At 72.4% G+C, this 19615-nt stretch carries 19 protein-coding genes; 11 read left to right on the top strand and 8 right to left on the bottom strand.

Translation table 11 applies throughout. From position 1 onward, the window contains the following. Positions 1-28: 28 nt before the first annotated feature. From ACYVJJ_RS06570 to ACYVJJ_RS06555, 4 genes are read left to right on the top strand one after another with little or no spacing between them, the layout of a single operon-like run. Positions 29-784 carry a hypothetical protein gene (locus ACYVJJ_RS06570; RefSeq protein WP_460832136.1) on the top strand — a complete coding sequence of 252 codons (756 nt, stop codon included), beginning with the start codon at positions 29-31 and terminating at the stop codon, positions 782-784. 56 nt (positions 785-840) lie between these two features. Then, entirely contained in the window at positions 841-1545 is a 705-nt protein-coding gene (locus ACYVJJ_RS06565) for a C39 family peptidase (RefSeq protein WP_460832134.1), read from the top strand. Between the two features lie 24 nt (positions 1546-1569). After that, positions 1570-2331, top strand: a complete 762-nt coding sequence (locus ACYVJJ_RS06560) for a hypothetical protein (protein ID WP_460832132.1) — start codon at positions 1570-1572, stop codon at positions 2329-2331. A gap of 25 nt (positions 2332-2356) precedes the next feature. Further along, positions 2357-3658: a transporter gene (locus tag ACYVJJ_RS06555; protein ID WP_460832131.1), complete on the top strand. Its 1302-nt coding sequence runs from the start codon at positions 2357-2359 to the stop codon at positions 3656-3658. A 104-nt stretch (positions 3659-3762) separates the two neighbouring features. On the opposite strand, the gene ACYVJJ_RS06550 is transcribed toward ACYVJJ_RS06555, so the two are convergent. The 3 genes from ACYVJJ_RS06550 to ACYVJJ_RS06540 all read right to left on the bottom strand — a co-directional run bounded on the left by ACYVJJ_RS06550 (position 3763) and on the right by ACYVJJ_RS06540 (position 6859). After that, positions 3763-5271: a sigma-54 dependent transcriptional regulator gene (locus ACYVJJ_RS06550; protein WP_460832129.1), complete on the bottom strand. Its 1509-nt coding sequence runs from the start codon at positions 5269-5271 to the stop codon at positions 3763-3765. A 132-nt stretch (positions 5272-5403) separates the two neighbouring features. Continuing rightward, positions 5404-6465: a class 1 fructose-bisphosphatase gene (locus ACYVJJ_RS06545; RefSeq protein ID WP_460832128.1), complete on the bottom strand. Its 1062-nt coding sequence runs from the start codon at positions 6463-6465 to the stop codon at positions 5404-5406. Positions 6466-6541: 76 nt separating this feature from the next. Then, positions 6542-6859: a hypothetical protein gene (locus ACYVJJ_RS06540; protein WP_460832126.1), complete on the bottom strand. Its 318-nt coding sequence runs from the start codon at positions 6857-6859 to the stop codon at positions 6542-6544. 151 nt (positions 6860-7010) lie between these two features. On the opposite strand from ACYVJJ_RS06540, the gene dinB reads away from it, so the two are divergent. Both dinB and ACYVJJ_RS06530 read left to right on the top strand, forming a co-directional pair. Then, complete coding sequence (dinB, locus tag ACYVJJ_RS06535) at positions 7011-8120, top strand: DNA polymerase IV (RefSeq protein WP_460832124.1); 1110 nt, start codon at positions 7011-7013, stop codon at positions 8118-8120. A gap of 119 nt (positions 8121-8239) precedes the next feature. Continuing rightward, the gene (locus tag ACYVJJ_RS06530) at positions 8240-10618 is read left to right on the top strand and encodes a sensor domain-containing protein (protein ID WP_460832122.1); all 2379 of its coding nucleotides are present in this window, start codon (positions 8240-8242) and stop codon (positions 10616-10618) included. A gap of 15 nt (positions 10619-10633) precedes the next feature. Here ACYVJJ_RS06530 and ACYVJJ_RS06525 read toward each other — a convergent pair whose 3' ends face one another. After that, positions 10634-11260: a response regulator gene (locus ACYVJJ_RS06525; protein WP_460832120.1), complete on the bottom strand. Its 627-nt coding sequence runs from the start codon at positions 11258-11260 to the stop codon at positions 10634-10636. Beyond that, positions 11257-12360: a sensor histidine kinase gene (locus tag ACYVJJ_RS06520; RefSeq protein WP_460832118.1), complete on the bottom strand. Its 1104-nt coding sequence runs from the start codon at positions 12358-12360 to the stop codon at positions 11257-11259. The genes ACYVJJ_RS06525 and ACYVJJ_RS06520 overlap by 4 nt, the downstream gene beginning before the upstream one ends. Positions 12361-12504: 144 nt before the next feature. Between ACYVJJ_RS06520 and ACYVJJ_RS06515 the strand changes: the two genes are divergently transcribed. The 3 genes from ACYVJJ_RS06515 (at position 12505) to ACYVJJ_RS06505 (ending at position 15017) form a co-directional block, all read left to right on the top strand. Further along, positions 12505-12921 (top strand): DUF2141 domain-containing protein, encoded by a 417-nt coding sequence (locus ACYVJJ_RS06515; RefSeq protein ID WP_460832116.1) that lies wholly within the window; start codon positions 12505-12507, stop codon positions 12919-12921. Beyond that, a complete protein-coding gene (locus tag ACYVJJ_RS06510; protein ID WP_460832114.1) occupies positions 12918-14444 on the top strand; it encodes a carotenoid oxygenase family protein in 1527 nt (508 codons plus the stop codon). Before ACYVJJ_RS06515 ends, ACYVJJ_RS06510 begins: the two co-directional genes overlap by 4 nt. A gap of 171 nt (positions 14445-14615) precedes the next feature. Continuing rightward, the gene (locus ACYVJJ_RS06505; RefSeq protein WP_460832112.1) at positions 14616-15017 is read left to right on the top strand and encodes a hypothetical protein; all 402 of its coding nucleotides are present in this window, start codon (positions 14616-14618) and stop codon (positions 15015-15017) included. A 33-nt stretch (positions 15018-15050) separates the two neighbouring features. On the opposite strand, the gene phhA is transcribed toward ACYVJJ_RS06505, so the two are convergent. After that, positions 15051-15941, bottom strand: a complete 891-nt coding sequence (gene phhA, locus ACYVJJ_RS06500; RefSeq protein WP_460832111.1) for a phenylalanine 4-monooxygenase — start codon at positions 15939-15941, stop codon at positions 15051-15053. A 120-nt stretch (positions 15942-16061) separates the two neighbouring features. Here phhA and ACYVJJ_RS06495 point away from each other — a divergent pair, with 120 nt between their 5' ends. Beyond that, positions 16062-16538: an Lrp/AsnC family transcriptional regulator gene (locus ACYVJJ_RS06495; protein WP_460832110.1), complete on the top strand. Its 477-nt coding sequence runs from the start codon at positions 16062-16064 to the stop codon at positions 16536-16538. Here ACYVJJ_RS06495 and ACYVJJ_RS06490 read toward each other — a convergent pair. Further along, a complete protein-coding gene (locus tag ACYVJJ_RS06490) occupies positions 16474-17727 on the bottom strand; it encodes a GGDEF domain-containing protein (protein ID WP_460832108.1) in 1254 nt (417 codons plus the stop codon). The two genes, ACYVJJ_RS06495 and ACYVJJ_RS06490, sit on opposite strands and share 65 nt — an antisense overlap. Positions 17728-17825: 98 nt before the next feature. Then, positions 17826-18095 carry a hypothetical protein gene (locus ACYVJJ_RS06485; RefSeq protein WP_460832106.1) on the bottom strand — a complete coding sequence of 90 codons (270 nt, stop codon included), beginning with the start codon at positions 18093-18095 and terminating at the stop codon, positions 17826-17828. Positions 18096-18264: 169 nt separating this feature from the next. Here ACYVJJ_RS06485 and ACYVJJ_RS06480 point away from each other — a divergent pair, with 169 nt between their 5' ends. Further along, the gene (locus ACYVJJ_RS06480) at positions 18265-19602 is read left to right on the top strand and encodes a cation:proton antiporter (protein ID WP_460832104.1); all 1338 of its coding nucleotides are present in this window, start codon (positions 18265-18267) and stop codon (positions 19600-19602) included. Positions 19603-19615: the final 13 nt, after the last annotated feature.

The following is a 19615-nucleotide window of genomic DNA, read 5'->3' as shown; positions in this document are numbered from 1 at the left end:
TCGACCTATCCAGAGAGAGAGAACACCCATGAAACTGCACCGCACCCTGCTCGCCCTCGCCGTCAGCGCCTTCATCGCCCCCGCCTTCGCCTACGGCGACGACGCGGTCATCGACGGCGTCGTCTATGTGGACGACCTCGCCATCACCACCGCGATCGTCGACATCGACGGCGACGTCAGCGTGAGCAGCCGCTCCTCGGCCACCACCGACCAGGACCAGGCCGCGGGCTTCAACTATTCGTACGGCGAGGGCGACCAGGCCGCCGACTTCAACGGCAGCGCGCTCGAAGGCGCGTCGGGCAACATCGGTGTGAACGTCTCGGCCGGCGTGGGCAATGCCCAGGCCAACGACGCCGCGCTCGCCACGATCGACAGCGGCCGCGTCTTCGCCAGCGCGCAGGTGTTCGGCTTCCAGGAGTCGCTGCTCAACGAAGGCACCTCGTTCATCGGCGGCTTCTACAGCGCGGTCATGGAAGATGACGCGCTGCGTGACGCGAGCGGCAACATCGGCGTCAACGTCGCCGCCGGCGTCGGCAACGTGCAGGGCAATGCGATGGCCGGCTCGGTCAACAGCTCGGGCCGCTACGCGCTCGCGACGGCCGATTCCGACCAGATCGCCGACTCCAACCTGTGGGGCACCGCGACCTTCGCGGCGCACGATCTGTTCGCCGTCCTCGGCGGCAATGCGCTCAACGGCGCTTCGGGCAACATCGGCGTGAACATCACGGCCGGCGTGGGCAACCTGCAGCACAACGGCCTGGCGATCGCCGCCGGCACCGACTGATCGTCCGACGGATCCACAGTGGCCGGCATCGACCGGCCACTGGGATCCCTGCCGACATGACGTCCATGCGAAACACCCTGTATGCCTGCATCGTCGCCGTGGCCGCGCTCGTCGCGTCCCCGGCGACGGCGCAGCACCGCGTCGACCTGTCGACGCTCACCCCGGCCGCCGGGCACAAGCCGGTGCGCACGTTGCGCGACCTGCGCTTCCGCGACCTCGTGCAGCAACGCTACGACTTCAGCTGCGGCTCCGCCGCGCTGGCCAGCCTGCTCAGTGCCGGCTACGGGATCCCCACCTCGGAGCCCGACCTCATCCGCTGGATGATGACCGGCGCGGATCCACGCGAGATCATCCGCAACGGCTTTTCCATGCTCGACATGAAGCGCTATGTCGAGAGCATCGGCATGCGCGCGCATGGCTTCCGCGTCGAGGCCGATGCGCTGTATCGCCTGCAGATGCCGGTGATCGCACTGCTCGACCTCAAGGGCTACAAGCACTTCGTGCTGGTCAAGGGCGCATCGGCCGGACGCGTGTTCGTCGCCGATCCCGCACTTGGCCATCGCGTGATGAACGAGCAGGAGTTCGTTGCCGGCTGGAACGGCATCCTGCTCGCCGTCGTCGGCGACCGACCGCTCACCGATTCCTACCTCGTGCAGGGGCGCAGCTCCGCCGCACTCGGCCGGCGCGTCGAGATGCTCGAGCGCGCCACGCTGCCCGTTCCGATCGTCGAGCTCGGCCTCGTCCGCGCCGACCTGTTCTGACGCCCCGTCTTGCATCGAGTGACCATGAAAACCCATCGACTCCCCCGCGTCTTCATGGCCCTCGTGGCAGCGGCGACCGCGATGCCCGCGGCCGCCCTGCCCCCTACGCCCGCGCCTGCGCCGCCGGTCCGCGTCGAGCTCGTCGACGACGCGACGCTCGCCGGCCTGACCGGCAAGTTCTACGGCGCCGACATGCTCACCGGCGTGCGCATCGACCTCGTCTCCACGCTCGCGAACGCGCAGGGCGGCACCGCGACCGCGTCCGGCGCGCTCTACGTGCGGCGCACGGCAACCGGCTTCGACGTCCAGCTCGATGCACGCGCCCAGGCCGTCGCCGGCAGCGAAGCGGCGCCCGCGACGACGCACGTCGCCGTCGGTGGCGAGCAGCTCGACGTGCACGGCATCGGCCAGATCACGCAGATCGCCGGTGACGGCAACCGCATGGGCAACCTCGCGCTGATCCGCATCGGCGGCGACGCGGGTGCGCCGACCGGGTTCAACGGCCTCACGCAGGCCGCCGCCGATGCGGGCGAGCTCAGCGCGCGCATCAGCTTCGACGACGGCGGTGTCCGGCTCGGCCTGGGTGCGATCGGCGCTACCATTCGCCAGGACGTGATGCCGGGCGAGTCGGGCCACATCGTGCAGATGGGTCAGATCGCGGGGAACGGCATCACCGCGAGCAACCGCCTGCAGCTGCAGATGATGACCACGGCGATGCCCGGGGTCGCGATGCAGCAGCTGGGCGTCCACCAGGCGCTGGCTGCGATCTCCGGCCTGCGCCGCTGACCGATCGCACGCCAAGGATCAGGACATGCCCACCCGTTCCACGCTCCACCTCGCGCCGTGGCTGCTTGCCGGCGCGCTCGCCGCAACGCCCGCCTTCGCCGCCGAACCCACCAACGCCGCCACGTCCGACACGGACGGGCTGCTGCGCGCGCTCAGCGCGAAGCTCGATGCGCAGGCCGCGGAGATCGCACGGCTGCAGGCCGAAGTCGAAGCGCTGCAGCTCGCGCAGGTGCGCGGTCGTGGTCTGGCCGGCGAACCCGCCCCGCAGGCGACGCCCGCCGAAGTCGACCGCGTCGCGCGAACTGCGCCGGTACCGCGTGCGGACGAGCCGGTGCAGGTCGGCCAGGCGCGACGCGAGGAGGACGAGCAGCGCCGCAAGCAGGAGAAGGCGCTCGTGGTGCGGGAACACGCGCCACTGTTCGAGCGGCGCTTCACCCTCGACAGCGGCCTGACCTACAGCTACTACGATCGCCGCGCGCTCACGCTCAGCGGTTTCCTGGCGCTCGACGCGATCTTCCTCGGCACGATCAACCTCGACCAGAGCAAGGCCACGATCGGCACCTTCGACATCACCGGGCGCTACGGCCTCACCGATCGGCTGAGCGTGGAGGCGAACATCCCCTACGTCTTCCGTGACACGCGCTTCGTGAGCGGGGGCGCGGGCGGCGCCGCCAGCACGCTCAGCGAGGTGCACGTGCGCTCGCAGGGCCTGGGCGACGTCAGCGCGGCGGTGTACTACCAGCTGCTGAAGGAGTCGGCACGCGCGCCCGACATCGTCGCCAGCCTGCGCCTGCGTGCGCCGACCGGCCGCGAGCCGTTCGGCCTGAAGGTCATCCCCGCCGATCCCAACAACACCAACCTCAACGTGCCGGCCGACCTCCCGACCGGCACCGGCGTGTGGAGTGCCACCGCGAACGTCTCCGTGCTGCGCACCTACGATCCGGTGATCCTGTTCGGCAATCTCGGCTACACGCACCACCGCACCGAAGGCTTCGACGACATCTCGCCGGTGGTGGGCACGGTGTCGCCCGCGGACGTCTCGCTCGGCCACATCCTCCAGCTCAGCGGCGGGCTCGCGATCGCGCTCAACGATCGGGCCGCGGTGAGCTTCAGCGCGGCGACGGCGATGCAGGCGGCGACGCACATCCAGGCGCCCGGGCAGCCCGAGGCGCGCGTGCCGGGCAGCTCGAGCAACAGCACCACGCTCAACATCGGCGCGAGCTACGTGCTGCCCTCGGGCTGGAGCTTCAACGGCCAGGCGGCGGCCGGCCTCACACCCGACGCGCCCAACTTCGTCTTCGGCGTGCGGGCGTCGCGCTCGTTCTGAGGGCCGGTCGCGGACGGCGTGTAGACGCCCGCGGCATCGGCCGGACCCCGCGGCGACGGGTCGGAACCCGTCGCATCGTGCGCGGAGTGCTGGCGCCGCCGGGGTCAGCCCTCGACGCCGATGCCTTGCGCCGCGTTCCCTGCGCGGCGTGCGCTCGCCGTGCGGCGGGCGGGTGCGGCCACGCGCGACACACGCGCGACCTCCTGTAGAACGGGCTCCAGTGTCGCCGGCCCGGGCAGCTCGCCGTCCAGCTCGTCGGCGCCGCGCAGGCCATAGCGCACCATCAGCCGGTAGAGCGTGACGCGCGAGACGTCGAGGTCGCGCGCCGCGTCGATGAGGCGCCCGCGATTGCGCTGCAGCGCCTGTTCGATCGCGCGCCGGCTCGCGGCGATGCGCGCGTCCTCGAGCGTCGGCGGGGCCTGCGTGAGCAGGTCCTCAAGGCCGAGGTCGGCCGCCGTGATGAACCGGCCCTCGGCCATCACCACCGCTTGGCGCACGCGATTGATCAGCTCGCGCACGTTGCCGGGCCAGCGATAGCTGTGCAGCGCCCGGCGCGCGCACGGCGCGAAGCCCTTGAGCATGCGCTGGCCTTCGGCGGAATAGCGCGCGAGCGCATGCGCTGCGAGCAGGTCGATGTCGCCGCCGCGCTCGCGCAGCGGCGGCTGCGCGAGCCGCAGCACGCAAAGGCGGTGGTAGAGGTCGGCGCGGAACCGACCGTCGCGGATCGCGGCCTCGAGATCGTGATGGGTCGCGGAGATGATGCGCACGTCAACGCGCACGGTGTCGTGCCCACCGAGCCGCTGGAAGCTGCCTTCCTGCAGGAAGCGCAGCAGCGACGCCTGGCTCTCCATCGGCAGGTCGCCGATCTCGTCGAGGAACAGCGTGCCGCCGTGGGCGGTCTCGATGCGGCCGAGCTTGCGGGCCTGCGCGCCGGTGAAGGCGCCGCGCTCGTAGCCGAACAGCTCGGACTGGATCAGCGAATGCGGGATCGCGCCGCAGTTGATCGCCACGAACGGCATCTTCGCGCGCCGCGACTGGCGATGCAGCGCCTGCGCGGCGAGCTCCTTGCCCGTGCCGGTCTCGCCGGCGACGAACACCGGGGCCTCGGTCATCGCGGCCTTGCACAGCGTGCGCGCGAGCAGGCGCATCGCCGGGCTTTCGCCGATGATGCCGTCCAGCCCGCTGTCGCCGATGCGCTGCGCCGATTCGCAGGCCAGCCGTGCCATGCCGTGCGCATGGCCGACGACGGTGTCGATGACCGCTTCCGGGCCGGGGAGGGTGATGTAGTCGTAGCAGTAGTCGCGCACCAGCCGGCGTACGGCCGGGGTCTGCAACTGGGACGACTCGATGCCGGCCACCCAGCCCACGTTCGCGGCCGCGAGCGCCGCGCCGAAGGCGGCGATGTCCTGCTCGTCGAAGCCGTCGCGCAGGTCGATCAATGCGGCGAACGGCCGCTCGGGGTCGCGCTGCACGATCCTGAGCACCGCACGTACGTCGGTCGCGCGGTGGACCGTCCATCCGAGCGCCTGCAGGCGCGCGAGCGCATCTTCCCGGCCGATCCCCGCGCGCGTCACGTAGACGACGTCGCGGCCTCCTGTCCTGTCTTTCGCCATTCCGTTGACTCCCGATGACCGGCGACCCTGCCGGGATGACAAGGTAGCCCGCGCGTCGGAGAGGTCAAGAGTCTGTGACGCGTTTCACATCTGTAACAGATGGACGGTCGACGGACGGGCCCGCCACGGCGCTCAGGCCGCGGCGGCGTCGCGCGCGTCGTGCTCGTGGTGATAGCGCACGGCGGCCTCCACTTCGGCCTTCGAGCCGAGGAAGACCGGCACGCGCTGGTGCAGGCCGGTCGGCCGGACCTCGAGCATGCGCTCGCGTCCCGTGCTCGCCGCGCCGCCCGCCTGCTCGACGAGGAAAGCCATCGGATTGGCCTCGTACATCAGGCGCAGCTTGCCGCCCTTGGACGCGCACTTGGCGTCGAGCGGATAGCTGAAGATGCCACCGCGGGTCAGGATGCGATGCACGTCGGCCACCATCGAGGCCACCCAGCGCATGTTGAAGTCCTTGCCGCGCGGGCCCTCCTTGCCGGCGAGCAGGTCGCCGACGTAGGCCTGCATCGGCGGCTCCCAGAAGCGCTGGTTCGACATGTTGACCGCGAATTCCTTCGTCTCCTCGGGGATCCGCATGCCGCGCGTGGTCATCACAAACGAGCCGATCTCGCGGTCGAGGGTGAAAGCGTGCGTGCCGTTGCCGATGGTCAGCACCAGCATCGTGCTCGGCCCGTAGGTGCAGTAGCCGGCGGCGACCTGCGCGGTGCCCGGCTGCAGGAAGTGCTCGTCGCCGACGGTGTCGACGTCCTCGGGGCAGCGCAGCACCGAGAAGATCGTGCCGACCGAGATGTTGACGTCGATGTTGGACGAGCCGTCGAGCGGATCGAACAGCAGGAGGTACTTGCCGCGCGGGTATTCGTCGGGGATCACCACGCAGTGGTCCATCTCCTCCGACGCGAGCGCGGCGAGGTGCCCGCCCCAGGCATTGGCCTCGAGCAGGATCTCGTTCGAGAGCACGTCGAGCTTCTTCTGCGCCTCGCCCTGCACGTTGATGCTGGCCGCACCGCCCGTGCCGGCGTCGCCGAGCACCCCGCCGAGCGCGCCCTTGCCGACCTGGATGGAGATCGACTTGCAGGCGCGCGCCACCACCTCGATGAGCAGCCGCAGGTTTGGGCCGATGCGGCCCTCGCGCTGCTCCTCGATCAGGTAACGGGTGAGGGAGACGGTGGCGGCGCGGTCGGCGGGCAGGTTCATCGGCGGCATCGGCGGTGGCGAAGCGGCGATTGTCGCCGATCGGCCCAGGCGGGCCCTCGACGCGCCGGTGACGGACTCAGGCCGCGCGGCGCGGCAGCCCGAAGGCGTGGCGACGCACCTGCCGCGCGAGGTTCTCGCGGGCGATCGCCAGCATGTGCAGCGGCGCCTCGGGCTCGGCGGCGTCCATGACCCGCCGCGCGGCCTCGGCGACGTCGGCGACCGCCTGCGCGGCGGCGCGGTCGGCGAGCAGGGCCTGCAGGGTGCGTGCCTGGCCGAGCAGGCGCCGCTCCAGCACGAGGTCCGGCCCCTTGCCCGCCTGGCGCACCGCATGGTGGATGCCGTCCTCGAAATAGGCGTGCTGCTGGAGGAGGCGATCGGCGGCGGGCTGCGGCATGGCGGGACGGTCGGGAAGGCGGCGCATAGGGTCGGAGGCGGGGCGTGAGCGCCGGGTCAGCGCGGCGGCGCGCACATCACGGCCCGTTCAGCGCCGCGCCGCCATCGCGCTGCGCGACAATGCAGGCCGCATCCTTCAGCCCGATGACGCCATGAGCCCCGTTCGGCGGGTCATCCATGTCGACATGGACGCGTTCTACGCGTCGGTCGAGCAGCGCGACGACCGGGCCCTGCGCGGGCGGCCCGTGGTTGTGGCCTGGAAGGGCGCTCGCTCGGTGGTCTGCGCGGCGAGCTACGAGGCGCGCGTGTTCGGCATCCGCTCGGCGATGCCCGCGCTGCGCGCCGAGCGCCTGTGCCCGGACGCGGTGTTCGTGCCGCCGGACTTCGTGCGCTACAAGGCCGTGTCGGCGCAGGTGCGGGCGATCTTCGAGCGGCATACCGACCTCGTCGAGCCGCTCTCGCTCGACGAGGCCTACCTCGACGTCACCCGCCCGCGGGTGGCCGGCAGCACGGCGACCGCGATCGCGCGCGACATCCGCGCGGCGATCTTCGAGGAGACGCGCCTGACCGCCTCGGCGGGCGTCGCGCCGAACAAGTTCGTCGCCAAGATCGCCTCCGACTGGCGCAAACCCGATGGCCTGTTCGTGGTGCCGCCCGCGCGCGTCGAGGCCTTCCTCGCGCCGCTGCCGGTGGGGCGGCTGCCCGGCGTGGGCCGCGTCACCGAATCGCAGCTCGCCGCGATCGGCGCGCGCACCGTGACTGACCTGCGCGAGCTGGGCGAGGCGCGGCTGGTCGAGGCCTTCGGGCGCTGGGGGCTGCGCCTGCACCAGCTCGCCTGGGGCATCGACGACCACCCCGTCGAACCCGAGCGGCCGCATACGCAGATCTCCAGCGAGGACACGCTGGAGAGCGACCTGCCGCTCGATGCGCTCGCGCCGCACGTCGAGCGCATGGCGGCGCGCACGTGGGCCGCCTACGTGCGCCAATGCGAGCGCGACGTCCGCGAGGGCCGCCCGCCGCGGCGCGCCCGCACGGTGGTGCTCAAGCTCAAGACCTCGGGCTTCCAGATCCTCACGCGCAGCCTCACGCCGTCGCGCGCGCCGGGCGACGCCGCGGCGCTCGCCGCCACCGCCCGCGCACTGCTCGCGCGCGTGGCGCCCGCGCCCGGCACGCGCTATCGCCTGGTGGGCGTGGGCCTGTCGAACCTGCTCGAAGTCCGCCAGTGCGACCTCTTCGACGCGCCGGCCGACGTGCCGCAGTGAGCGGGGCCACGCCACCGCGACGTGCCGCGCTCGACAGTTCGTCAGCGCCGCCATTCACGTAAGCGGCCGCGCATGGCATCGTGGCGCGGGGAATGCGGCACGACCGCCACGGGACGGGCATGGACACCGAGTTCGACGCGTTCGAGAGCAGTCCGGTGCCGATGTGGGTCTTCGACACGGAGACCCTGCGCATCCGTGCGGCCAATGCGCCGGCCGCGGCGATGTACGGCTACAGCCGCGCGCAGATGCTCGAGCTCAGCATCCTGGACCTGCGCCCGGAGTCGGCGCACGCCCAGCTCACGGATTACGTGCGCCGCCCGCGCGACGAGCGTCGGCCCGGGCGCGTGTGGACGCACCGCCACCGCGACGGCTCGCTGATGCAGGTCGCCATCGCCTCGAGCGACGTCATCTTCGACGGCCGCCCGGCGCGGTTCGTCGTCGCGCGCGACGCGGGCGAACTCGAGCGCGCGCAGGAGCGCGTGCACCTCATCGCGCAGGCGATGAGCGACGCCGCCTACGACTACGACATCACCAGCGGCGCGATCTGGTTCAGCGAGAGCTTCGCGCTCAACTTCGGCTTCGATGCCGCGAGCATGCCCGCCAACGTCGACGAGTGGGCCGAGCTGGTCCATCCGAGCGACCGGGCGCGCGTCGAACGCAGCCTGCGGCAGGCCTGTGCGGGCGAGGCGACGAGCTGGGTCGAGGAGTACTGCTTCCAGCGCGGCGACGGCACCTACACGGATGTCATCGACCGCGGCTACATCCAGCGCGAGGGCCACGGCGCGGCCGTGCGCATGGTCGGCGGCATGATCGACCTGCGCCCGCAGCGCCAGCTCTCCACGCGCCTGCGCCTGCTCGAGCGCGTGGTCGAGTCGACCGGCAACGGCATCCTGATCGCCGACGCGACGGACCCCGCGTTCCCGATCGTCTATGCGAACCCCGCCTTCGAGCAGATCACCGGCTATCCGCTGCAGGCGATCGAGGGCCGCGCCTTCGACTTCCTGCAGGCCGCCGACCCCGCGCAGCCCGGCGCCGCGACACTGCGCGAGGCGCTGCATGCGATGACCGATGCGAAGGTCGCGCTGCACGGCATGCGTCGCGACGGGCAGGCGTTCTGGTACGAGTACGAGGTCGCGCCGATGCGCGACGCCGCCGGGCGCGTCAGCCACCTGCTCGGCCTGATGGTGGACACCACCGAGCGCCAGCGGCACGCGCAGCAGCTCGCCTGGCGCTCCAGCCACGACGTGCTCACCGGCCTGCCGAACCGGCACCTAGTGCTCGATCGCGTCGGGCAGGCGGTGCAGCGCGCCCGGGACGGGCAACGCCGCGCCGCCGTGCTGATCGCCGACCTCGACGAGTTCAAGCTCGTCAACGACGAGTTCGGCCATGCCGCCGGCGACGCCGCGCTGATCGAGGTCGCCTCGCGCCTGCGGCGCGTGCTCGGCCCGCGCGCGCTGCTCGGCCGCTCGGTCGGCGACGAGTTCGCGATCCTGCTCGAGGACGGCGACGACCTACAGGCCGAGCGGGTGGCCGCGCAGGTGCACGCCGCGCTCGCCGAGCCGATCGAGGCCGGCACGCACAGCTGCAAGCTCAGCCTCAGCGTGGGCTACAGCCATTTCCCCGACGACGCGGTCAGCGCCGAGAGCCTGCTGATGAGCGCCGAGCTCGCCATGTACCAGGCCAAGCGCCAGGGGCGGAACTGCACGGTCGCCTACCGGGCCGGCCGCATGCCCGCGACCACCGGCAAGCTGCAGCTTCTGCAGGAGTTGCGCGAGGCGCTGGAGCGGGAGGAATTCCGCCTGCTGTTCCAGCCGGTGTTCTCGACCGACCTCCGGCTCGTCGCGCTCGAGGCCCTGGTGCGCTGGGAGCATCCGCGCCGCGGCCTGCTCGCGCCCGCCGAGTTCATCGCGGTCTGCGAGGAGAGCGGGCTGATCGTCGAGCTCGGCCGGCGCGTGCTGCGCGAGGCCGCGCGCCATCACCGCGAGCTCGCCGCGCGCGGGCTCGGGCACGTGCGCATCTCGGTCAACGTTTCCGCGCGGCAGTTCGTGCACGGCCTGCTCGAGGACGTCGCCGATGTGGTCGAGCGGTACGCACTGCCGGCCGGCGCGCTCGAGCTCGAGCTCACCGAGAGCGTGATCGTCGACGATCCCGAGCGTGCCGCCCAGGTGATGGCCGCGCTCGCGCGGCTCGGCGTGACGCTCGCGATCGACGACTTCGGCGTGGGCTATTCCTCGCTGAGCTACCTCAAGCGCCTGCCGATCCACCGCCTGAAGATCGACCGCTCGTTCGTGAGCGACCTCGAGTCCGATGCCAGCGATCGCTCCATCTGCGAGGCGGTGATCGCGCTCGCACGCACGCTCAGGCTGGGCGTCGTCGCCGAGGGCGTGGAGTCAACCTTCCAGCGCGACTGGCTGTGCAGCAGCGGCGCGGGCGAGCTGCAGGGCTACCTGTTCGCGCGCCCGCTGCCATTCGACGACGCGACGGCCGTGGCGCCCTGAGCGGCTGCCCGCCGCTCAGATCACCCGCAGCGTGATCGCCTTGAGCACGGCGCGCGTGCGGTCACGCGTGTCGAGCTTGTCGAGGATCACCGAGACGTAGTTCTTCACCGTGCCCTCGGCGAGGAACATCGCACGGGCGATCTCCTTGTTCGAGTAACCGCCCGCCATCAGGCGCAGCACCGCGACCTCCTTGTCGGAGAAGCGCTCCTTCGGCGCATCGCTCGCGTGGTAGGCGTAGCGCGCGCGCACCGGATCGGTCGCGACCGGCTGCAGCATCGATGCGCCGCGTGCGAGCGCGAGCACCGCATCGCGCAGGTCCTCGGGCGCCGCGTCCTTGAGCAGGAAGCCCTGCGCACCGGCGGCCGTGGCGTCGAGCAGCAGGTCGGGCTCGTCGAACGTGGTGAGCAGCAGCACCGGCGTCGCATCGCCACGCGCGCGCAGGGCACGCACGGCCGCGATGCCGTCGATGCCCGGCATGCGGATGTCGCTGAGCACGACGTCGACCGGTTGCATCGCGATCGCCGCGAGCAGCGCCTCGCCGCCGTCGGCCTCGAAGACGACCACGAGGCCCTCGCGCTCGAGCAGCGCGCGCAGGCCGGCGCGCACCAGCGCCTGGTCGTCGACGAGCGCGATGCGCGTCATGCCGGCAGCTCCGCGTCGATCGCCATGCCGCCGGCGGCGGTGCGCGACCAGGCGAGCCGCCCGCCGAGCGCGGCGACGCGCTCGCGCATGCCGGCCAGCCCGCTGCCTTCGCGCACGGGACCGCGCAGTCGACCGTCGTCCTCGACATGCACGTGCAGCGCTCCGGCTGCGCGATGCAGGCGCACCTGCACCGCGTCGGCGCCGGCGTGGCGCGCGGCATTGGTGAGCGCCTCCTGCACCAGGCGCAGGATCGCCTCGGCGACGGCGGGATCGTCGACACGCACGTCATGGGCGATGTCCAGGCGCAGCGCCGGCCGCGGCATCGGCGCGGCGAGCGCGCGCAGCGCGGTGGCGAGGTCGAGCCCGCGCGTGTCGCGCAGGGCATGCACCACGTCGCGCAGGTCGCCGAGCAGCTCCTGCGCCATGCGCCGGGCGACGTCGATCTCGTGGCGCCCGGCGAGCGCGGGATCGCCCTGCAGCACGCGCAGGTTGAGCATCAGCGCGGTCAGCTTGTGCCCGGCCACGTCGTGCAGCTCGCGCGCCACGCGCAGGCGCTCGGCATCGCGGGCGCTGTCGGCGAGCAGCGCGCGCGTGGCGAGCAGGTCGGCATTCACGCGGGCCAGCGCGTCGCGCGAGCGCATCGCCGTCTGCGCGTAGTGCGCGGTGAGCGCGGCGAAGGCCTGGAAGCCCGCGTAGACCACCGTGACGATGAAGGGCGCCGGATGCCCGGCGTGCTGCAGCAGCCCCCACAGCGCGACGTCGAGCACGAGCCCGAGCAGCAGCGTCGCGCGCGGCGACAGCCAGTGCGCGGCCTGCGCGACCAGCACGACCAGCAGCACCGGCGCCGTGCCGCCGCGCGGCGCCAGCGCGACCACCGCCAGCGCGCAGGCGGCCTGCAGCGCGATGATCGCCGCGCTGCGGCGCGACGCCTGCTCGCCGATGAAGCTGTGCGCGAGGAACAGCAGCAGGAACCCCGCGAGCGCGGCCCAGGTCGGCACCAGGTCGCCGCGCTCGGCACCGAGCGAGAGCGCGACGGCGAGCCACGTCAGCATGCCGGCGAGGTTGAGCGGTTGCAGCAGCGTGCGCAGGACGGGCGGCATGCCGCGATGCTGGCGGTCGCGCCGGGTGCTGGCAATGGCGTGCCGCGCGAAAGTGACTTCCGGCACCGCGCAGCGATGACCGTCGGCCCCTGACCCCGCGCCCGCGCCCGACGAGACTGGTCCCACTTCCACGAGGACCCGACCATGCGCCCGATCGCTTCCGCACTCTCCATGCTCGCCCTGCTGTTCGGCCTGCCCTGCCACGCCGGCGACCTCACCGTGCAGCTCACCGACATCCGCGCCACCACCGGCACGCTCCAGGTCGCGTTGGTCGACGCGCCCGGTTTCGGGGGCCAGGCGCGTCCGCTGCAAGGCACCGGCGGGCCCGCCTCGGGGGACGCGCAGGCCTTCGTGTTCAGGGACGTCGCGCCCGGCCGCTACGCGGTGATGGTCATCCATGACGAGAACGGCAATGGCCGGCTCGACACCAACATGCTCGGCATGCCGACCGAGGGCTACGGCTTCAGCAACAACCCGCGCGTGATGCGCAGGCCGACCTTCGACGAGGCCGCCTTCGATGTCGGGGCCGACGCCGCGGCCATCACCATCGAGCTGCGGTGAGCGCCGTGGGCCGCGCCCTCGATCGTCGCGGGTTCCTGCAGGGCCTGCTCGGCGCCGCGACGACCGCCGCGCTCGCCCCGCTCGCGCTCGGCCGCCACGCGCACGCGGGCGATCCGGCGGAGTTCGCCGCCGGCCTGCGCACGCATCCCTGGCTCGCCGGCTGGCGCGGCGCACGCGCCGAGGCGCTCGGCCCGCAGGCCGCCACGATCACGGGGCGCTGGCCCGCGGCGCTGCGCGGCACGCTCTACCGCAACGGCCCGGCCTGGTTCGAGCGCGCGGGCTTCCGCTACGAGCACTGGTTCGACGGCGACGGCATGGTGCAGGCCTGGCGCATGGGCGACGGCGCGGTCGTGCACCGCGGACGCATGGTGGAGACGCCGAAGTTCGCGCGTGAGCGCAAGGCCGGACGGTTCGTGGTGCCCGCCGCCGGCACCCGCGTGCCCGACCCGAAGCCGGTGCGCAACAACGACGACGCCAATCCCGCGAACACGTCCGTGATGGTGCTCGGCGGCCGCGTGTTCGCCCTGTGCGAGGCGGGCTCGGCCTTCGAGGTCGATCCGGATTCGCTGGAGACGCTCGGCACCGTGCGTTGGCGCGACGACCTCGCCACCCTGCCGTTCTCCGCGCATCCGCTCGTCGACCGCGACGGCAGCGTCTGGAACTTCGGCGGCATCGGCCTGATGGGCGGCGGCACCGACCTGCTGCTCTGGCAGCTCGGCCCCGACGGCGCGGTGCGCCAGGCGCGCACGCTCGCCTGTCCCGCGCTCGGCTACCTGCATTCGTTCGCGATGACCGACACGCACCTGGTCTTCGTGCTCGCACCGTTCGAGCTCGCCGACAGCGGCGCCTTCTTCGAGCGCCTGCGCTTCCAGCCCACGCAGGCCGCGCGCATCGCGGTGGTGCCCAAGGCCGACCTCGCCGATGCACGCTGGTTCGAGGCCGACTTCGCGATGGCCTATCACTTCGCCGACGCCTGCCGCCGCGGCGACGAGATCATCGTGCGTGCGGTGGTGCACGACGACCTCGAGACCGCGCGCTCGCCGATGGCGCATGCGATGCGCGGCCGCGGCGGCGAGCCCCGCGGCGAGGTCGGCCGCCTCGCGCGCCTGCATCTCGACCTGCGCAGCGGTCGCGCACGCTGGGCGCGCGAGGACGTGCGCGGGCTGGAATTCGCGGTGTTCGATGCGCGCAGCCGCACCGACCGTGCCGCCACGCTCTATGCACCGGTCTGCGCCGGCGACGCGCCGTCCTTCAATGCGGTGATGTCACTCGATGCACGGGGCCGCCGCCGCGTGCATCGCTACGGGGACGGCGTGCTCGCCGAGGAGCACGTCTTCGTGCCGCGGCCCGGCTCGAGCGCGCCGGACGACGGCTGGCTGGTCGGTACGCTGCTGGACACCAGGCGTGATCGCCATGGCCTGGCGGTGCTCGACGCGCGCCGCGTCGACGGCGGCCCCATTGCCGAGGCCTGGCTGCCCTACGCGATGCCACTGGGCTTCCACGGCACGTTCGCTGCGGTCTAGTCCGGGCTTGCCGCCCGGCGGACACTTCGCGGACTACGCGGCCATGCACTCGCGTGACACGCCGCCGTCGCATGTCGCCGACGGGGCGAACGACGCGCCGCGCCATGCGGCCTTGGCCCGACGTTGCTAATGTCCCCTGCGATGCCGTCACGTCGACGGCCGGGAGGCCTCATGCGAGGAGCGGGCGGAACCGAAGGCGGGATCGGGCAGTTCCTGGTCGGCGCGGCGATGCTCGTCGGCGGCATGTACCTGCTGCTCGACGCGATCGCGGTGAACACGTCGTTCGCGTGGGGCGCACGCCTGTTCGGTGTCGGCGGCACCGGCATCACCGGCGGGATGCTGCTGATCCCGTTCGTCTTCGGCGTCGGGTTGATCTTCTTCGATGCGCGCAGCCTGCCGGGCTGGCTGCTCGCGCTCGGCTCGATTCTGGCGCTGGTGTTCGGCGTGCTGGCCTCGGTGTCGTTCAGCCTGCGCGGCATGAGCGCCTTCGACCTGCTGGTGATCCTCGTCCTGGCCGTCGGCGGCCTCGGGCTGCTGCTGCGCTCGCTGCGGCCGGCGCGCGCCGCGGCCTGAGGCGCGCCCGCCGCGACGCGGCGCCGGCGTCGCTCAGACGTCGCCGTCGGTGAGCCAGCCTTCGCCGGTGCCGCGGTTGAACACACGGTCCGTGTCCTGCACGTCGCCCGCGGGGATCGACGCCTGCTGCGCGAGGCGCGCATAGATCGGGGTGAAGTCAGGCTGCGTCGCCTCGAAGAGCTGCTCGAACGAATCGATGACGAAATACGTCTTCTGGTAGGTGTCGATGCGGTAGCGCGTGCGCATGATCCGCTCGAGGTCGAAGCCGATGCGGTTGGGCGCGTCGGACTCGAGGCAGTGGATCGACTCGCCCTTCGACGAGAGGATGCCGCTGCCGTAGATGCGCAGGCCGTCCGGGTCGCGGATCAGGCCGAACTCGGCCGTGTACCAGTACAGGCGGGTGAGGTTGGCCAGCGCCTCCGGGCCAATGCCGTGCGCCTTGACCCCGCCGCGGCCGTAGGCCTGCATGTAGTCGGCGAAGACCGGGTTCATCAAGAGCGGCACGTGGCCGAACAGGTCGTGGAACAGGTCCGGCTCGGACAGGTAGTCCATCTGCTCGGGCGTGCGGATCCACCATGTCACCGGGAAGCGGCGGTTGGCGAGGTGGTCGAAGAAGTCGAGCTCGGGCAGTAGCCCTTGAACGCCGATCAGCTCCCAGCCCGTGGCCGCGCGCAGCGTCACGTTGAGGTCGTCGAACTTCGGGATCTCGTGCGCGCTCATGTGCATCGCGCGCTGCGCGGCGAGGAAGGCCTCGCTGGCGCGGCCGACGAGGATCGCCTGCTGGCGCTCGAAGAGCTGGGCCCAGACCTGGTGGTCGGTGGCCGAGTAGGTCGACCACGGCTGCTCGATGACCGCGGTCGTGTAGACCGGCACGTAGCCCTTGTCGGTGAGCTGGCTTTCGACGCGCTGCGGCTGGGCGTTCATGGCGGGTCTCCGGGAGACGTTCCAATCTAGACGCGGCCCGGCGCAAGGAGGTTGCGTTGTTGCGCCGCCAGCCGGTGTCCGTGCAGGATTGCAGCGTCAACCGGCCGAGGCACGCAACAGATGAGCGCGATCGACCTCGACCGCACCGACCTGCAGTTGCTCGCCGCCCTGCAGGGCGAGGGCCGGCTGACCAATGCCGAACTTGCCGAGCGCGTGCACCTCTCGCCCTCGGCCTGCCTGCGCCGGGTGCAGCGGCTCGAGCGCGACGGCGTGATCGCGGGCTATGCCGCGCGCGTGGATCCCGAGCGGCTCGGCTTGGGGCTGCAGGCCTTCGTGCGCGTGCAGCTGGCGAGACACGACGCGGCGTCGATCGCCGCGTTCACCGGCTACGTGGAGCAGTGGGAGGAAGTCGTCGCCTGCCATGCGCTCACCGGCGACATGGATTACCTGCTGCAGGTCGCGGTGCGCGACCTCGAGCACTTCTCGCGCTTCCTGCTCGACCGCCTGCTCAACCAGGCGGGCGTGGCGGACGTCAATTCGAGCTTCGTGCTGCGGACGGTGAAGGCGTTCCGGGGCCTGCCGCTGCCGGCCCGCTGAGCGGGTCGCCCGCGCGGCGCGTGGCCGCGGCGGCCTCGTCGACCACGACGCGATCGCGACCGCCACGCTTGGCGGCGTAGAGCGCGGCATCGGCGCGGCCGACGGCGCGCGCGAAATCGGTGTCGGCCGGCCACGCGGCCAGGCCCAGGCTCGCGGTCACGGGGAGTGCGCGGTCGCCGGCCTCGAACGGGGCGTCCGCGACCGCCGCGCGCAGGCGCTCTGCGGCCGCGGCGGCCTCGGCGATCGAGGCCGCGTCGAGCAGCAGCAGGAACTCCTCGCCGCCGTAGCGCGCCACGCGGTCGCCGGCGCGCTGCTCGCGGCGCATGCGCCGGGCGAGCCCGCGCAGCACCGCGTCGCCGGCCTCGTGGCCGTAGGTGTCGTTGATCCGCTTGAAGTGGTCGACGTCGACCAGCGCCACGCAGGGCGCGCGCCCGGCCTCGAGCACGCCCGCCTGCCAGCGCGCGGCGCGCTCGTGCAGCGCGCGGCGCGAGAGCAGGCCGGTGAGCTCGTCGGTGCTCGCCTGCCGGCGCAGGCGCGCGCCGAGCTGCGCATTGGCGAGGTTGAGAACCAGCGCGCCCACCATCAGCGGCATCAGCGCATAGGTCATCGCATAGACCGAGAGCCAGGGCTCGGGCATGTACATCAGGTGGCGCAGCTCGGGGCCGCGGTAGACCGCCGCGGTCCACAGGCCGTAGACCCAGGTCAGGGCGTAGACGGCGAGCGTCACCGCGACCGCACGCTCCGCAGCCGAGCGCGGGGCGAGCAGGGCTTCCCGGCCCGACCAGGCCAGGCCGGCGGCGACCAGCAGGCTGAGGGCATGGAAAGCAAGGCCGAAGATGTAGTGCGGTTGCGTCCACGCCGCGGCGAGCGTGCCGGCGAGCAGCAGGACCGGCACCGGGCCGGTGCCCCGCGACGGCCGGCCGCGCATCAGGGCCGTGAGCCCGCGCGCGAGCAGCAGCGTGCCCACCAGCGCGGTCATCGCGCCGAACAGGATCCGCCACCGGCTCACGTCGTCGTTGGCGCCGTTCTGGGCGAGGCCCAGGCCGAGCACCACGAACCCTGCGAGACAGGCATTGAGCGGCGCGCGCTGCGTCGGTTCGGCCTGACGCGCGACCAGCATCATCCCGACGCCGATGAAGGCACCGGCACCGCCGATGATGAAGGACGACAACATGTCGATCGAACGCATGACCCGCTTCCGCGCCCCGGGGCATGAAGGGGCCGGGGCTCGGCCCCGGTAACGGCGACGACGGCCCGCGCTGTAGCGGCCGGTAGGCTCGCGACGCGCTAGCGCCCCTCGATCGAGACCGAGCGGTCCGGCGATTCGCGCCAGGCGGACAGGCAGCGCAGCACCTCGATCACGTCCGCGCCGCGTGCGAGGCAGTAGCCGCGCAGGCCGAGCGCGGCGACCAGCTCCGGGCTCAGGCAGCCGAGGTCCAGGCTCGCCTCGCCGAGCTCGTCCAAGCGCCCGTCGAACGACGCCGGCAGCTCACTCTCCAGGCCGACCGGCAGCAGCACGGTCGCGCCGTCGTCGCGCTCGAACACCTTGACCTGCATGGCAGCGGGACCTGTAAAGAGGACGCGAAGAGTAGGTGGCGATTTCGTTCGATTTCAAGGCACAGCCTACAGTGCGCAGCGCATCCCGGGACGGCGATGCCCAACCGTTCAGCCGCCGCGGCGCGTGGTGTGCAGGCCGGCTTCGCGAACCGGCGTGCATGCTCGCGCGATGCACGGCATCGACCGCTACGAACTCTTGCTTACGGTGGCCGGAATCGCGCTGCTGGGCGCGGCCTGGCTGCCGCACCTGCTCCGCCAGCGGAGCCTGAGCTTCCCGACCGTCTACGTCGCCCTCGGCGCCGTGCTCTATGCCGTCGGACTGCCGCTGCCCGATCCCGATCCGCTGCGCAGCGGCGAGGCGGTCGAGCGCATCACCGAGATCACCGTGCTCGTCGCGCTGCTCGGGGCGGGCATCCGCATCGACACCCGCTTCAGCTGGGGCGGCTGGCGCGCGACCTGGCACCTGCTGCTGTTCGGCATGCCGCTCACCATCCTCGGCGGCGCGCTGCTGGGCACGGGCCTGCTCGGCTACGGGCTCGCGGCGGCCGCCCTGCTCGGCGCGGTGCTCGCGCCGACCGACCCGGTGCTCGCCGCCGACCTGCAGGTCGGCGCGCCGGGCGAAGGCGGCGAGGATCCGGTGCGGCTCGCGCTCACCTCCGAGGCCGGCCTCAACGACGGCCTCGCATTCCCGTTCGTCTGGCTGGCGATCGCCTTCGCCACGGCGGGCGCCGCCGTCGACGTCGACTGGGGCCGCTGGCTCGCGGTGGACGTCGCCTGGCGGCTCGGCGGCGCGGTCGCGGTGGGCTGGGGCCTGGGCTACGCGCTGATGCACGTGGTCTTCCGCGTGGAGCGCGAGGACGCCCTGAGCCGCACCGCGGACGGCCTGACCGCGCTCGCCATCATCCTGATCGTCTACGGCGTGGCCGAGCTGCTGCACACGTACGGCTTCCTCGCCGTGTTCGTCGCCGCGGTGGTGATCCGCCACTACGAGCGCGGCCACGAGTACCACGGCACGCTCAACCTGTTCGCCGAGCAGTGCGAGCGGCTGCTCGTGGCGCTGCTGCTGATCGGCTTCGGCGGCGCGCTGGTGACCGGGCTGCTGGCTGCGCTGACGTGGCGCGAAGTCGTCGCGGCGCTGCTCATCGTGCTGGTGCTGCGGCCGGTCGGGGCGTGGCTGTGCCTGCTCGGCACGCCGCTGCGGCAGCGCGAGCGCTGGGCGATCGCGATCTTCGGCGTGCGCGGCATCGGCTCGTTCTACTACCTCGCCTTCGCCTTCAACCAGGCCGAGTTCCGCGAGCGCGAATCGTTGTGGGCGCTGGTCGCCCTCGTCGTGCTGCTCTCGATCCTGCTGCACGGCGCCGCGGCCAAGCCGGTGATGCGCCAGCTCGACCGCTGGCGGCACGTGCAGTGGCTGCGGCACTGGCGCTCGGGCGGGCGCGAGCCGGCCCCGACGGGCGAGCCGACGCCCGAGGACCTCGCCGACCGGCCGGACGCGGTCCGCCGCTAGCGCCACAAGCGCA

The sequence above is a fragment of the Lysobacter humi (ex Lee et al. 2017) genome (assembly GCF_054781815.1).
The sequence above is the reverse complement of the archived record's forward strand: the minus strand, read 5'-3'. Positions and strand labels throughout refer to the sequence as shown.